The sequence below is a fragment of the Bacillus sp. 2D03 genome, from assembly GCF_003946765.1.
Taxonomy (GTDB): domain Bacteria; phylum Bacillota; class Bacilli; order Bacillales; family Bacillaceae_G; genus Bacillus_A; species Bacillus_A cereus.
In genome coordinates this window covers 138426-152319 of record NZ_RPSJ01000008.1, presented here as the reverse complement: position 1 = coordinate 152319, position 13894 = coordinate 138426, and the positions used below count along the sequence as shown (strand labels likewise).

The window sequence follows — 13894 nt, the reverse complement described above, 5'->3', positions numbered from 1 at the left end:
TAAATTCGTGTATAACATATTATGAGACTTTTTTCTTTGAGCCCATTCAATAATAAATATAAAGAGATTGGAAAATAAGTGGAAAATATGAATGTGAAATAGAATATTATCCTCTGAAAATGTTTTTTATTATCAAAAATAAATAGGAATTGTTCATTGAGAGTTTTTAAATTTATATAAGATGTTAGGTGGGAAGGAAATAATGAATATATATAAGGTACGTGTGCCAGGAAATATAGAACATAATATTATGCAGAAACTTATGCATTTGGTCTCAAAAGAAAAGCAGATGAAAATACAGAAATATAAAAGAAAGACCGACCAATATAGCGCCTTAATTGGAGATATTATAATAAGATATTTAATTACTACAAATTTCTCAAAAGAAAATAAAGATATTAAATATAAATACAATGAATATGGAAAGCCTTATGTTGATGAGTTAAATAATTTTCATTTTAATATATCACATTCCGAAAGTTGGGTTGTTGGAGCTATTCATGAGGAAGAAGTAGGAATAGATGTAGAAAAAGTCCGGCCCATAGATACTACAATGATTAAAAATATTTTTACTGAGGAAGAATTTAATTATTTAAATTCATTAAATGTAGAACAACAATTAGATGTGTTTTATGAATTATGGACTATAAAAGAAAGCTTTGTTAAATGGATAGGGAAAGGACTAACTATACCTTTAAACTCTTTTGTTATTAAAAAAAATACAATATTTTATGGTGACATGCTATCTAATGAGGTTTATTATAAAAAGTTTACTATTGGTAAAGATTATAAGCTTTCTTGTTGTGCTTCTTTAGATAGTTTTCCAGAATCAATAATTGAAATTGACTTTGTTGATTTGTGTAATTACTTTATAGAAGATAAGCATTCTTACATAGTTTAAAATGATCGATATTTCCTTAAGGAAAGAAAATTTTCGGAAATTTAATTTTGAAAATTATAAAAGCAAAAATCTGAATAAGTAATTAAACTTGCTGGAGATGCAATCATTTTACGCTTAATAGATTACTTTGTGTATATATTAGTATGTCATTCATTGTTTGTTTACTTAGATCAATGGTTGCAATAACAATTGTTAGCGTTATAGCTGTAACAATTAAGAGGTTATCATAACTAAAAATAGCGAGCCAGTAGAAGGAGTATATCTCTTTTAAAGAGGGCTCTTTAATGACTGCAGCAGTAATTTGTATCTTAACTGACAATCCGGAAAACGATATTTTTGAATGGGTGGATTTTTTAGAAGTGGGCTATAAAAGAAACAGCCAACATTGTATGTATATTATTAGTAAAAAAGATAATTTGAGTATGAATTGACAGAAAATTGATAAAAGAATTGAGAAAGCTGAAAATTCTGTATTTTGAGTATATTTTTGGTGTTGTAGTGTGTAATATATTCAGCAGAGCTATATCATAAAAAATAGGAATATAGACTAATAATAGAATTATATATAAGTATTTCTGAGTAAAAATAGTATTCGAGTTCATATAGGCTATATATCAACTGCTATACATTAGTTTAAAAACAAATATAGAAAAGTGTGGTAATGGATCCACATGAATTATATTTCCAATCTATTATTTTTACTTTAGCAGTTTAGTAGTTTGTATTTACATACATATGTAAATACATTTTTGTTACATGCAATTATTCAAAAGGGAGGTAATATAATAATGGCTATTCGAAAACATTTAATTACTCTTGAGGATCTTACTGATAGTGATATTAACCAAATTGTAACTCGTGGGGTAGATTTTGCCACAGGTAAATCGCAACCTAATCAAATATTAGCGGGAAATATAATTGGGATTTACTTCCGTAAAACATCGACTAGAACTCGATCGGCATTTTCTGTTGCAGCATTAAAGATGGGTGCACAAATTGTAACGTATGGTCCAAATGATTTGCAAGAAAATACAGGGGAGTCTATAGAAGACACTACTCAAGTACTTTCGCGAATGCTGGATGGACTAGTGGCAAGAACTGCAGATAGTCAAAAGGAAATGGAAAAGCTGGCATCTCAAAGTCGTATGGCAGTCATTAATGCCATGAGTACGGAAGAACATCCAACACAAGCGCTAACAGACTTAACAACAATGAAACAAAAATTTGGTGAAATAGCTGGATTACGGGTTTTATATATGGGAGAAGGTAATAACAGTGCTGCAGCTCTAGCTCTTTCTTTATCTCGTTTTCCAGGTACAGAGTTATATCTTTTTACACCTGCTGGTTATGGAGTGTCTCCAAGTGTGCTTGAAAAATCAAAAGAATATGCACGATTATCTGGTGCTAAAGTTATTGAATGTCATGATATAAAAATGTTACCTAGTGAAGTGGATGTTGTATATACAACAAGGTGGCAAACAACAGGGACAAGCAAAATAGATCCTTTATGGAAAGATGCATTTAATCCATTTGCAGTGACAGAGAGAATTTTGACTTTATATCCGGAAGCTACTTTCATGCATGACCTCCCAGCACACCGGGGGGAAGAAGTAGCAGCAACAGTTATTGATGGACCGAAAAGTATTGTATTTACCCAGGCCGAAAACAAGCTAAATAGTGCTATGGCAGTACTTGAATGGTGCTTAGCTTATCGATACTAAAGAATCTAGCATTTATTGTCTTTCAGGTATAAGTTCTATTTGAAATACATTCGAAAGAACATTTACAACTATTTATCTTTAATTATTTTTTTAGATTTTAACCAAGAAAGGAAGCAAATTATGCTCAAGAAATTAGAGAGTTTAGAAAGGGTAATCGGCAACACACCTATGATTAAATTAGAGCATGAAAAGATTAATCTGTATGCAAAACTAGAATATCACAATTTAATGAATAGTGTTAAAGTGCGTGCTGCTCACCATATTTTAAAATCAGCAATAAGTCGCGGTGAAGTGACTGAAAATTCTACAATTATCGAATCTTCATCTGGTAACTTTGCGGTTGCTCTTGCTACTCTTTGTAGGTATATCGGCCTGAAATTCATACCAGTTATTGATCCAAATATTAATGATAGTTATGAGAATTTTTTGAGAGCAACTTCCTATCAAGTAGCTAAAGTGGATGAACGAGATGAAACAGGTGGCTATTTATTAACGCGTTTAAATAAGGTGGAAGAACTTTTAAATACTATTCCTAATGCATACTGGACAAATCAATATAATAATGCTGATAACTTTGAAGCCCATTATCAAGGAATTGGTGAAGAAATATCTAATGATTTTAAACAGTTAGATTATGCCTTCATTGGAGTGAGTACTGGAGGAACTATCGCTGGGGTATCTACACGATTAAAAGAAAAATTCCCTAATATTAAAATTATTGCGGTAGATAGTCAAGGGTCCATTATTTTTGGTGATAAGCCTCGTAAACGGTACATACCAGGAATTGGTGCCAGTATGGTGCCTGGTATGGTTAAAAAAGCATTGATTGATGATGTAATGATTGTACCGGAGGTTCATACTGTTGCAGGTTGTTATGAGCTATTTAATAAACATGCAATATTTGCTGGTGGATCATCAGGGACTTCATATTATGCAATCCAAAAGTATTTTGAAAATAAGGATGTTCAAAATACACCTAATGTTGTTTTCTTGTGTCCTGATAATGGACAAGCTTACACATCAACTATTTACAACGTAGAATGGGTAGAATGGCTTAATACACAAAAATCAGTAGAAGACCAATTAGTTTCTTTATAAAAATGATATAGAAATGAGGAAGCAATTATGATGTATTTAAATACCAAACATATCAATGAAATGGGTGTTAATTGGGAAGAAACAATAAATGTCATTTCAAAGGCAGTAAAAAGTCTTGATTCAGAAGATTTTTCTCAGCCAATTAAGCCATACTTACGTTTCGATGATCCGGCTAATAGAATTATTGCTATGCCAGCTTATATTGGAGGAGAATTTAAGGTTTCAGGAATCAAATGGATAGCTAGTTTTCCGAAGAATATTGAGAAAGGTATTCAACGTGCCCATTCAGTTACTATATTAAATGATGCTATGACTGGAAAACCATTTGCGACGCTTAATACAGCAATGGTCAGTGTAATACGAACAGCTTCTGTTACAGGGTTAATGATTCGAGAGTTTGCCAAGTTAAGAGATTTAAATAATGTTAAAGTTGGAATTATTGGATTTGGACCTATTGGTCAGATGCATTTAAAGATGGTAACTGCCCTATTAGGCGATAAAATCGAAAGTGTTTACCTATATGATATTAATGTAATTAAAGACGAATTAATTCCTGAGGAAATTTATTCTAAAACTCAAAAGGTTAATGCATATGAAGAAGCCTATAATGATGCTGATATTTTTATTACTTGTACTGTTTCTGCAGAAGGTTATATTGATAAGAAACCTAAAGATGGGGCGCTACTACTCAATGTTTCTCTTCGTGACTTTAAGCCTGATATCTTAGAATATACAAAATCCCTAGTTGTTGATAATTGGGAAGAAGTCTGTCGTGAAAAAACTGATGTTGAAAGGATGCACCTTGAAAGAGGTTTACAAAAAGAAGATACAGTATCAATTGCTGACGTTGTAATCCGAGGAGCACTGCAAAACTTCCCTTATGACAAAGCAATATTATTTAATCCAATGGGTATGGCCATTTTTGATGTAGCCATTGCTGCTTATTACTATCAAAGGGCTAGGGAAAAGGAAATTGGTGTTTTATTAGAAGACTAGTAAAATTATTAAAGCGTAGTTTGAAATAATTGTCTAATAGCTGCTATATATCGGTAACACGACTAATCATTATAGAAAATTAGTTATTTGATAAGCTTAGAATTTATGTAATTATTTGAGGAGCTGTTTTTATGAGTGAAATTATTTCGGCCTTAGATCTCTTACATCCCAAGCAAATTCGCTTTCATGAATCATATGAACACAAACGATTGGAACAAATTTGTCGTGTAATGGAAAGTGAAGGTGTTTTACGGAATCCTCCCTTAGTATCTGAGCTTAGTGATGGTAATTATCTGTTACTTGATGGTGCCCATCGTATGAAGGCTATGATGGCATTAGGTTGTAAACGCGTTGCTGTACAGGTAGTACCTGATGAAAAAATAAAAATTCGTGCTTGGAATCATTTATTACCAATGGGGGAATGGGTAAATAATTTAAAGAAAGAACCTACAATAATTTGGTCAGGTAAGATTATTGCTAATAAACGTTTGCTTGCAAAAATTACAGAAGCAAATAAACAAGTACATTTTTTATATGCAAGGGATTTAAATAGCGATTTATTTAATCATTTAGAGATATGGCATCGTATTGTCGGCTTATATCAACATGAGTATACGGTACGCCGTCATTCAAATGATACTGAGGTCTGGCCTCATTCAAATGAAATATTGATGAGTTATCCAGAATACTCGTTGATGGAACTGAAAAAGGTAATTGAAGCAAAGTTTTTAATGCCAGCGGGAGTTACCCGTACGACGCTTAGTGGTCGGTTATTGAATTTACGTATACCACTTCATATATTGCGTACGGAAGTATATCCTGCTGGTGAATGGGAAACGTTATGTGGAAATTGGTCAAAATGTTTACGCCTTTATGACGAGCCAATATATGTTTATGATGCATAATACATTGTTTAATGATTATAATGTATATTTTTTATTTATTTGTAAAAATTTCATTATATGACTTATATTAATTCCAAAATATTCTTATTATGTTATAAAAACGGTTTGAATTAGTATTTAAGACTAATCTAAGAGAGGTTTGTTATCGGATGGGGTAAATATTACCAAAAAAGATAAAGTGGAGATCTCTAAAAAATTAAAAACTTTCTTGGGTGATCAATATTCACTTGAATTAGGAGATTACATAAGTTTTGAGATACTTGAATTTATAATAAAAGAATTAAATCCACATTTTAATCTAGCTACAAAAAATAGGTTGGAAAATCTCTTGAAAAATATAGAGAAAGAGATATATAGTGAATTAGTTTCACATGAAAATAACAAGATATAGGTAATATTATATGTATTTAAATGTAGAATAGTATAAATCTATACCTACATAAGGTGTTGCTATTAATTTGGTAGAATAGTGAGGAACAAGAGAATTGGTAATATACAATTTTTAGAAGAGATGGAATTGAGAAGTGAACATACTTACAATTTCATCTTTTTATTTTTGACACGCTTTTTGCAATTAAAGTATGAAAAAGGTAGCTGTATAAAAGTACAGCTACCTTTTTTAAAAAATTTCGTATACAAGAACAACTTTAGCGTAAACTTGCGCTTAATGGTACTTGAGAATAAACTGTGAAATTGTTACCATAAGTACCATGTTTAGAAAATGAGGAAGAAATTGAACTGTTCCAATTCTTGTAGATAGATCCAGATATATCTGCTCTTAGAAGTACGTTTGAAAGCTAGCTTGGCTAAATGAATTACGTCCAGTATCTTCAACGCCCTGAACCATTTTTACTGGTTCGTATTGAGAAAATGAGCCATATACAGGCTGATTTGTATATCTAGGGATTCCATTTACATACATAGTAACCGTATCATTGCCGTTATTAATTATTTTAAGGTTTACTCGATCACCATCTTTAATTGATGTATCATATTGTGTGTTCCAATACTTATTGTTTTGACCTGATTCATTATATCCTGAATTAAGAAATACTTTATATCCACTTGGTGTTTTTGAAATACCACCTTCAACTTTAGATGCTCCAATACCTAAATACCAATTCACATATCCATCCTTAACAACAACTGATTTTGGTAGGTTTATATCAGCTGCAATTCCAGTATAATTACTATTTGTAACACTTTTTACAGCACCTTCTGTAGCTGCAAAACTTGTAGTTGAAAACATTGATAGAGAAATTAGAAGTGAACCGACTAGATACATCATTTTTTTCTTACTTTTCCTTAATACTTGATTCATTTTTAAATCCCCCTTATTTTTAATTATTAAATTGTATTAAAAGTTGGCCAACTAACTAAGACTTACAAACCAAAGATACATTAGGTTTAATTAAATGTATATATTTTCCTGTCATAAGTCATTGAAATGTCAAGTAAATTAGATGTTTCACATTTATCAATATAGGGGGAGTTGACAGCATGAAGTGTTATGTCTATTTAAAATTATGAAGGTTTTGTTAAAAATAAGATTAAAGCTTATAAATTTGTTGGGTATAATATGTATTACGATTTATTTAGGAGAGATAAATATGAATGGAATACCAGGAGTTTTTCAAAAGATATATTTGAAATTCTGAGAAATAAAATAAAAACAAATGAAATAAATGAATTGCTTGTGTTAAAGAATTTATTGGAATAGTTAGTAGGTAAAGGGAAATATATGATTTAAAAGGCGTGGAATTCTCATATAAAAAGAAGAAAGGTGGGCAGTTATGGAAAAGACAAGATCAAAGTTAAATAATGCAACTATTGAAGGGGGTATAGAGACATTAAAAGATGAAAATGAATGTTTACGTATGGAAATCGATTATTTAAAAAAGTTAAAGGCCTTACTTCAAAAAGAGAAGAAATTACAGAACAAGACTAAGTGGAAGTTTTAGTCTATCATTCTACGTACAATTATAGTAACGTGAATAGTCCGAAACAAATTTGTTTCGGACTAAGGGTTCAATATTCAATCCGGTGTATTCACCATTTTTATAAAAAGTTGAATTTTCTGATTTTATAACTAAGAAAAATGTATTACATTAATTAATAGATACTTCTACAGAGACACTAGGAATTGTTGGTGCTGGTGTATCTCTACCATTAGAAGAAGATTGTTGAGGTGCATGTAAACTATTCGTGCTATATGCTAATGCACTTATTACTACCATTTTTTCGTTAATAATAAGAATATAATGAATATTTAAAGTGTCCTTATTCTGTTGATATAGTCAATTTGTTTTAAAACAGACCGTCTGTAATAGACGGTCTGTTGTTTGTTATGGTTGGCGACTGCTATTCTTTTACTCAACTCATATTATATTTAATTGAAGTATTGAGAATAGAAGAATAGGAGTAGAAAAATTAATGTTTTTCCAAATAATTTATTGAATAGACTTAAAGGGATAAACAGCTCTCCTATGGTAAGGCTTTTGAGTTTATTCCTGTTTGGGTTTTTTAAAAATTCTTTAAATGTTTGAAAGTTTATTTTATTAATGAAAGACCAACTTGGCATAGCTTTTATGTCTGAATCTATTTTGAAAATGATATGAATACTATGTGTATGAAAGCTGCCTATACTTAAAATAAGCATAAATCCTAAAATAATGAACCAAGTCATTTTTTAGCACCTCCTTTCAGTATTTAATATTAAGATATTAATAACGGTGAGGAAGTGTGCTATTGTCCATGAAAAATATTGAGAAATTGTTGAGGAAACGTTGAGACTGTTGCAATGCAATTGATCGTGGGATAGTTAACTATGCTTGTCCTGTTATATTTGTTAAAAAAGGAAAGAGAACAGTTGCGTAGACTGTTCTCTTAAGGAGCGGAAGTGCTGAACATAAGTGCTGAACATTTTTCAATGACAATGATTCAAGCCTTCCAATTATAGTGTGTACAAATAATTACAATTCATACAAAGAGGCAGGTGTAAATTATTCATACATTAAAATTACTTTATTATAGATTGAGTGTATTACAAAGTACAAAGAGCACTTTTCAAAAGTGCTCTTTGTAAGGTGTACATTAAGGACTTGAAAGAGGCATCATTGTCAATTCGAAAGGAGATATCTATATACAACATATGAAGATGATTTGAAAGGGTGACGATAAAAACAAAAAGACCAGTAAGGATGTACCGATTGCTCAGATTCAAGGAATTGGAGAGGGGGATTTATATTGTTAGGGAATTTTTTGAATGCTATTCCATGATGATAAACTATGCAGATGAATAATAAGAGTGAAGTTGTAAATTTATCATCTATAGTGTAATCTTCACCATTTGAAATAGGAACTCTTAAAATCTTATCCTGAGAAACTAGATGCCATCAATCATGTTGATAATCAAGTGCTTCGTCCTTTGTAGAACCTGGGGAGGCATATGCCGCTGTAATTCTTCAGTAAACGTAAGCATTTAAAGATTCATAAAGAAATGCTATCCCTTCCTATAATTCTACAGAAAGGATAACATTTTTTTGCTTTATGGGTGGTATAAAACTTTAGCTTGATTGCACTGTGATAATGACCCATTTAAACAAATTTCCCTTTTCCATACTGATAATGCCCCTTTTTTAGAGTCATCCTATCAGCATGTCGAAGATTAGGAGATTACTTGCAAGAGTCTTGGAATTATTGCAACCGTGCTGTGTTATAATTCTAAAGTACTGACATTTCATGTAGGACTTATAGATGTCGGTTTGACATATGAAATGTAAAATCAATCCGTCATTTTGAAGGTTCAGGCTACCATTATTTAAACTAACACTCACACTAAAAGAAGTACAAGGAGGAAGGTATATCTATTAAAATAGTGAGGTATACCAAATTAGAAATGAACATTAAATTTAATAAAAAAGTAGTAGCATTCACGGCAGGATTAACGGTATTATCTTCACCATTGGTATCGTTTGCAGAGGAACAACAATCAGTAAACAATAAGCAATCTACAAGCCTTCAAGTGCAAGAGAACACAGACCAAATTCAAACAACAGATGAACAGGCTTTAAAAAGTATTGAAGCTAGTTTTGAAGAGGTAGACGGACGTGGTGGAGGTACTGTCGACAATAAGAAAGCAGATAGTCTTCAACGCTCAGAGGGTATTCATGAAGAAACAGGCACATTAATTGTTCCTAACAATTCAAACAGAACAAAACGTAGTCTGTCTCCCATATCACCTAGCACCTCTAGTACAATAAACGGTGTTCCATTCACTGAATGGATTGTTCCAGCAGGTAACGATAATATTCGTCCTCAAAACTACATGAGTCCAAAGTATATTACAATTCATGAGACTGATAATACAAGTGTAGGAGCAGGTGCTAGAAACCATGCTCAATACCTATATAACCAAGCAGTAGGTAACACGGACCGAGCTGCATCGTGGCATTTTACAGTAGACGATAAAGAGATTTATCAACATCTACCATTAAACGAGAACGGATGGCACGCAGGAGACGGTGATGGTCCAGGTAATAGAGAATCTATTGCAATTGAAATCGCAGTTAACAGTGACGGAAACTACAGTAAAGCAGTAGATAACGCTAAGAAACTTGTAGCTTATTTAATGAAAGAAACTGGTGTACCGTTAAATAACATTGTAAAACACCAAAAATGGAGCGGTAAAATCTGCCCTGCTAACATGATTAATAATGGACAATGGGATGTATTCGTAAATAGCGTTGAGGGATATTATAATAATCTTTATCAACCAAAAGATGACATTACAGGAGGTTGGTATGAAGAAGCTATTCGAGAGTTAAATAGAAGGGGTATTATGATAGGGGAAGGAAACGGAGTTTTCGCACCCAATAGAGCGATAACAAGAGCCGAATTTGCTCAATTAATCTCTAAATCTCTAAACCTGCCAGCTGGAGATGCTTCATTTAAAGACCTAAACGATGCAAATTCAACTTTACGAGATGGTATTAAACGTACTGCAAGTGCAGGTATCATTCAAGGTAGAGGAGATGGTTATTTTGACCCAAACACACCTATTACAAGAGAAGAATCAGCAATTATTGTAAACAAGGCTTTACAGTATAAAGGTATATGGGGACCAGTTGTAAACCTACCATTCTCAGACAAAGACCAAATTAGCTATAAAGAAGATGTACAAAGATTGTATGGCTTAGGTATTGTCAAAGGTAAGGGTGAAAATCAATACGACCCAAAAGGAACAACAACTCGTGGTGAAACAGCAACATTCATTCTAAATATGCTACAAGTAATTGAAAATGGCAGTGTTGAAAAGGTAGTTGGAACGGCTCAAATTAATGGTATTGGGGTAAATGTTCGAAGCGGGTCAGGTACAAATTATTCTATTGTTAGAAAGACAAGTAAAGGCGAAAAAGTTACAGTATATGAAGAAAAGAATGGTTGGCTAAGAATTGGAACAGGTCAGTGGATTTATTATGACTCTAGTTATATCGATTATAACAGATTATAAAAGACTAAATACTTAAAAGAACAGGTCATATTTGGATATATAACTTACTCTCAGGTTGTGAAGAAGACTTTCTTCACAACCTGTTTTTGTGACTGGCCCCTCTATTACCTATCAATACTGATGAAAAGAGGAGAAGGAGAGATTCATTATGGTGCTGGAATTGGGAAATCATCGTAATTAGCGTGTATGCAATTAGAGGCTAAGGTTTTTCTGATAATTAAGTGGAGGTCACTATACGTACCCATCCAGCCCATATTTTGAAATATTTTAAAACGAAAAAATGAGCTGGATGGGTAAAAGTTAGCACAAAATTTCGTTCTGAGGGTACTATAAAACCTTCGCTTGATAGAAAAGAGATAACATTAACTTTGTTGCCTAGAATTGCTCGTGCTAGATGTGGGTAGATTCAAAATTTATAGGCTTTATTAATCATCATTTGATTCACCTTCATTTTGGTAGGTGTCTCCTTGGTTAAAATGATAAAGAATGCAAAAAGAACTTGTAGGCATCACTACAAGTTCTTTTTTAGATAATATAAAAAGGTGAAACAAACTATCTCATTACTCGTAACAGGGAAACTATCTTACTTAAGGCTTGGTTTCATTATATAACAAATATTAACATGTAGTGTTTTAATGTGTGAAAATTACGTGAATTAGCAAACGAAATTTCATCTCTATTCGTTAAGAATTCCACTTATTCGTTTTTTAACACCTATAAATCAACGTTGAATGGATTAACAATATTTGCTAAAATAACATTATAATAATGCGATATACAGCAATTTATATAATAGAAAGATAAAAAATTTACATATCACTAATTGAACGCTTAGCCGTTGATTAATGGAGTAAGGTAAATAACGAAGTACATTTAATATACAATTCTTTCCGCAGCATAAGATACGTAATTAAGACATTTGATAGAAATAGAGTGCGAATAATGAGAAAGATGCTGACTTGTGGGTTACACTGATCAACTTGAAATGTTATAGGGGTGTACAAGTACTACAGCCAAAAAGTGATCTGTAATGAATATCGAAGAGGCTTACGCAAAGTTATATGTGAGTCTATGTGCGAAGGAAAAGGATAACGTTTATAGGAGGAAGCATGAGGGGGCAATTTAATATATGTAACGGGGGAATAATATTATGAAATTTAATACGAAATTATTAAAGAAATTACTTGTATTAAGTGCAACGTCTGTATCAATTTTCAGTGCCTGCTCTGCAAAGGAAGATGGGGATTACAAGCCAATTAAGGAACAAGACTCTATAGAAGTCGCAAAGGTCGAAGAGGAGAAGTCTAATCCCCCTAAGATTGTAGAGAAGAAGTCCACTCTGCCTAAGGTCAAAGAGGATACAGAAGAACCTAAGAAGAAAAAAAGGCTACAACAAGTGGAGGAATCTAAGAATAAAGATGAGGAAATTAATGAAAAATATCCGCATTATAAAGATGTACATGAGGACGCATCAACAGTATCACTAGAACAGTATAATCAAATCAAGGTTGGAATGCCTGCGGACAAAGTCATAGAGATAGCAGGAAAGCCTGGATCCAGCGAAACAACTAAATTGTTCTCTATCTATATATATTTAGGTCACGGTGGACACGGTTCGATGACTATAAAGTTTGATTCTAATAGAAATGTAACGAACAAAGAGCAAGATGGTCTTAGCAATACTGCAGTTAAAGATGAGAAGGCTAGCAAAGAACATGAAGACCCTAATCCTGAATCTGTTAAGAAATCTAGTGCTATAATTCCAAACGATTTTTGCGGACATGGACATGACGAAACGAAGGAGCTAGCACACGACTGTGAAAAAATTACTGATAAGAAGGCATATAGAAGATATCAACTACAACAAAAGAGAGAAGAGCGAAAAAGACAAATTAGGGGCGAAGAACAGGAATTAATTGATTACGATCAGGGGGATGCAGCTTACAAGGAGCAACAGCATATTTACGAAGAAATACAACGTAGAACAGAAGAAAGGGGATCGGTTGATTACGATTACGATCAAGTTAGAGCTCTTAACAAAGAAAGACAGCGTATGTACGAAGAAATACAAGAGTGAGATGAAGAAAAAGAGTGTAAAGTGTAAACTAAAAAAGCTAAATGGTACGAGGAGTATATTTCATAGATAGGAATTTGAATTATTGAAAAATCAAAATATGGAAGAGTAAATAAAAGACGCTAGTTGGCGTCTTTTATTTATCATTATTAGTAAAACTTCACTGGTGATTACTATTAATATTATAATATTTGATCTTGGAATTAACTTATTAGATAATGCTATTGATTGTATAACATCTGACAAATGACTAAAGATAATAAAAAAATTCTTGATACAAAAATCTAAATTGTATAATATATAGGTATATTGTTATTTGTTGAATTCCGTTTATTCCCACGCCTTATGTGTTGTGGTTGAGTTGCAGAAGCAAGTTGTGTTCTTGTTTCAATTTTGAAAGGGCTTCTTTGAGCCGATTAGTGCATATATAGCTTATTTTGTTATGCACATTTTTAATCGACTTGAAGAAGTCCTTTTTATGTTGTTTTCAAGTTGCAGGTGGGATTATTTATGATTCATAACATAACAAAAAGATATAAAATAATGTTTGAATAGTATTAGTTGATCTAAAAGAGTAATCTAAAGAGCCCGATGATATATTGATTGATATAGATAAGTTATTAGGGAGTACAAATGAAGAACTACGATATAAATCATGTGATGGTAGTTTATACAGGGGAAAAGGAA

12 protein-coding genes and 2 pseudogenes are annotated in these 13894 nt (G+C 32.2%); 10 read left to right on the top strand and 4 right to left on the bottom strand.

The window, feature by feature from the left end; translation table 11 throughout:
* The first annotated feature begins 202 nt into the window (after nucleotides 1–202).
* From EBQ15_RS19125 to EBQ15_RS19100, 7 genes are all read left to right on the top strand, one after another.
* Entirely contained in the window at nucleotides 203–901 is a 699-nt protein-coding gene (locus EBQ15_RS19125; protein ID WP_001028931.1) for a 4'-phosphopantetheinyl transferase family protein, read from the top strand.
* A 284-nt stretch (nucleotides 902–1185) separates the two neighbouring features.
* The gene (locus tag EBQ15_RS31245; RefSeq protein ID WP_000123019.1) at nucleotides 1186–1332 is read left to right on the top strand and encodes a hypothetical protein; all 147 of its coding nucleotides are present in this window, start codon (nucleotides 1186–1188) and stop codon (nucleotides 1330–1332) included.
* 357 nt (nucleotides 1333–1689) lie between these two features.
* Complete coding sequence (locus EBQ15_RS19120) at nucleotides 1690–2622, top strand: ornithine carbamoyltransferase (RefSeq protein WP_001007704.1); 933 nt, start codon at nucleotides 1690–1692, stop codon at nucleotides 2620–2622.
* Between the two features lie 120 nt (nucleotides 2623–2742).
* The gene (gene sbnA, locus EBQ15_RS19115; protein WP_000914208.1) at nucleotides 2743–3720 is read left to right on the top strand and encodes a 2,3-diaminopropionate biosynthesis protein SbnA; all 978 of its coding nucleotides are present in this window, start codon (nucleotides 2743–2745) and stop codon (nucleotides 3718–3720) included.
* A 27-nt stretch (nucleotides 3721–3747) separates the two neighbouring features.
* Nucleotides 3748–4716 carry a 2,3-diaminopropionate biosynthesis protein SbnB gene (gene sbnB, locus EBQ15_RS19110; protein WP_033683438.1) on the top strand — a complete coding sequence of 323 codons (969 nt, stop codon included), beginning with the start codon at nucleotides 3748–3750 and terminating at the stop codon, nucleotides 4714–4716.
* Nucleotides 4717–4847: 131 nt separating this feature from the next.
* Complete coding sequence (locus EBQ15_RS19105; RefSeq protein WP_001289607.1) at nucleotides 4848–5621, top strand: ParB N-terminal domain-containing protein; 774 nt, start codon at nucleotides 4848–4850, stop codon at nucleotides 5619–5621.
* 139 nt (nucleotides 5622–5760) lie between these two features.
* Entirely contained in the window at nucleotides 5761–6012 is a 252-nt protein-coding gene (locus EBQ15_RS19100; protein ID WP_000947506.1) for a DUF2164 family protein, read from the top strand.
* 256 nt (nucleotides 6013–6268) lie between these two features.
* On the opposite strand, the pseudogene EBQ15_RS19090 reads toward EBQ15_RS19100, so the two are convergent.
* Nucleotides 6269–6942 (bottom strand): annotated as a pseudogene (locus tag EBQ15_RS19090) (hypothetical protein).
* A gap of 472 nt (nucleotides 6943–7414) precedes the next feature.
* Between EBQ15_RS19090 and EBQ15_RS31240 the strand changes: the two are divergent.
* A complete protein-coding gene (locus EBQ15_RS31240; protein ID WP_000416174.1) occupies nucleotides 7415–7582 on the top strand; it encodes a hypothetical protein in 168 nt (55 codons plus the stop codon).
* A gap of 147 nt (nucleotides 7583–7729) precedes the next feature.
* Here the strand turns inward: EBQ15_RS31240 and EBQ15_RS31670 are convergent, their stop codons facing one another.
* The 3 genes and pseudogenes from EBQ15_RS31670 to EBQ15_RS31665 all read right to left on the bottom strand — a co-directional run.
* The gene (locus EBQ15_RS31670) at nucleotides 7730–7858 is read right to left on the bottom strand and encodes a hypothetical protein (protein WP_001988227.1); all 129 of its coding nucleotides are present in this window, start codon (nucleotides 7856–7858) and stop codon (nucleotides 7730–7732) included.
* A 152-nt stretch (nucleotides 7859–8010) separates the two neighbouring features.
* Nucleotides 8011–8307 carry a hypothetical protein gene (locus EBQ15_RS19080; protein WP_000219741.1) on the bottom strand — a complete coding sequence of 99 codons (297 nt, stop codon included), beginning with the start codon at nucleotides 8305–8307 and terminating at the stop codon, nucleotides 8011–8013.
* A 634-nt stretch (nucleotides 8308–8941) separates the two neighbouring features.
* Nucleotides 8942–9055: pseudogene (locus tag EBQ15_RS31665) on the bottom strand (DUF3221 domain-containing protein); the annotation flags it as partial.
* A 464-nt stretch (nucleotides 9056–9519) separates the two neighbouring features.
* Here EBQ15_RS31665 and EBQ15_RS19070 point away from each other — a divergent pair.
* Both EBQ15_RS19070 and EBQ15_RS19060 read left to right on the top strand, forming a co-directional pair.
* Nucleotides 9520–11133 carry an S-layer homology domain-containing protein gene (locus EBQ15_RS19070; protein ID WP_002001188.1) on the top strand — a complete coding sequence of 538 codons (1614 nt, stop codon included), beginning with the start codon at nucleotides 9520–9522 and terminating at the stop codon, nucleotides 11131–11133.
* A gap of 1150 nt (nucleotides 11134–12283) precedes the next feature.
* A complete protein-coding gene (locus EBQ15_RS19060; protein ID WP_000671507.1) occupies nucleotides 12284–13210 on the top strand; it encodes a hypothetical protein in 927 nt (308 codons plus the stop codon).
* Nucleotides 13211–13894: the final 684 nt, after the last annotated feature.

What these genes read in the sequence shown, in the direction of transcription:
- EBQ15_RS19125 (WP_001028931.1), top strand. Translation starts at nt 203, where the DNA reads ATGAATATATATAAGGTACGTGTGCCAGGAAATATAGAACATAATATT.
- EBQ15_RS31245 (WP_000123019.1), top strand. Translation starts at nt 1,186, where the DNA reads ATGACTGCAGCAGTAATTTGTATCTTAACTGACAATCCGGAAAACGAT.
- EBQ15_RS19120 (WP_001007704.1), top strand. Translation starts at nt 1,690, where the DNA reads ATGGCTATTCGAAAACATTTAATTACTCTTGAGGATCTTACTGATAGT.
- sbnA (WP_000914208.1), top strand. Translation starts at nt 2,743, where the DNA reads ATGCTCAAGAAATTAGAGAGTTTAGAAAGGGTAATCGGCAACACACCT.
- sbnB (WP_033683438.1), top strand. Translation starts at nt 3,748, where the DNA reads ATGATGTATTTAAATACCAAACATATCAATGAAATGGGTGTTAATTGG.
- EBQ15_RS19105 (WP_001289607.1), top strand. Translation starts at nt 4,848, where the DNA reads ATGAGTGAAATTATTTCGGCCTTAGATCTCTTACATCCCAAGCAAATT.
- EBQ15_RS31240 (WP_000416174.1), top strand. Translation starts at nt 7,415, where the DNA reads ATGGAAAAGACAAGATCAAAGTTAAATAATGCAACTATTGAAGGGGGT.
- EBQ15_RS31670 (WP_001988227.1), bottom strand. Translation starts at nt 7,858, where the DNA reads ATGGTAGTAATAAGTGCATTAGCATATAGCACGAATAGTTTACATGCA.
- EBQ15_RS19080 (WP_000219741.1), bottom strand. Translation starts at nt 8,307, where the DNA reads ATGACTTGGTTCATTATTTTAGGATTTATGCTTATTTTAAGTATAGGC.
- EBQ15_RS19070 (WP_002001188.1), top strand. Translation starts at nt 9,520, where the DNA reads ATGAACATTAAATTTAATAAAAAAGTAGTAGCATTCACGGCAGGATTA.
- EBQ15_RS19060 (WP_000671507.1), top strand. Translation starts at nt 12,284, where the DNA reads ATGAAATTTAATACGAAATTATTAAAGAAATTACTTGTATTAAGTGCA.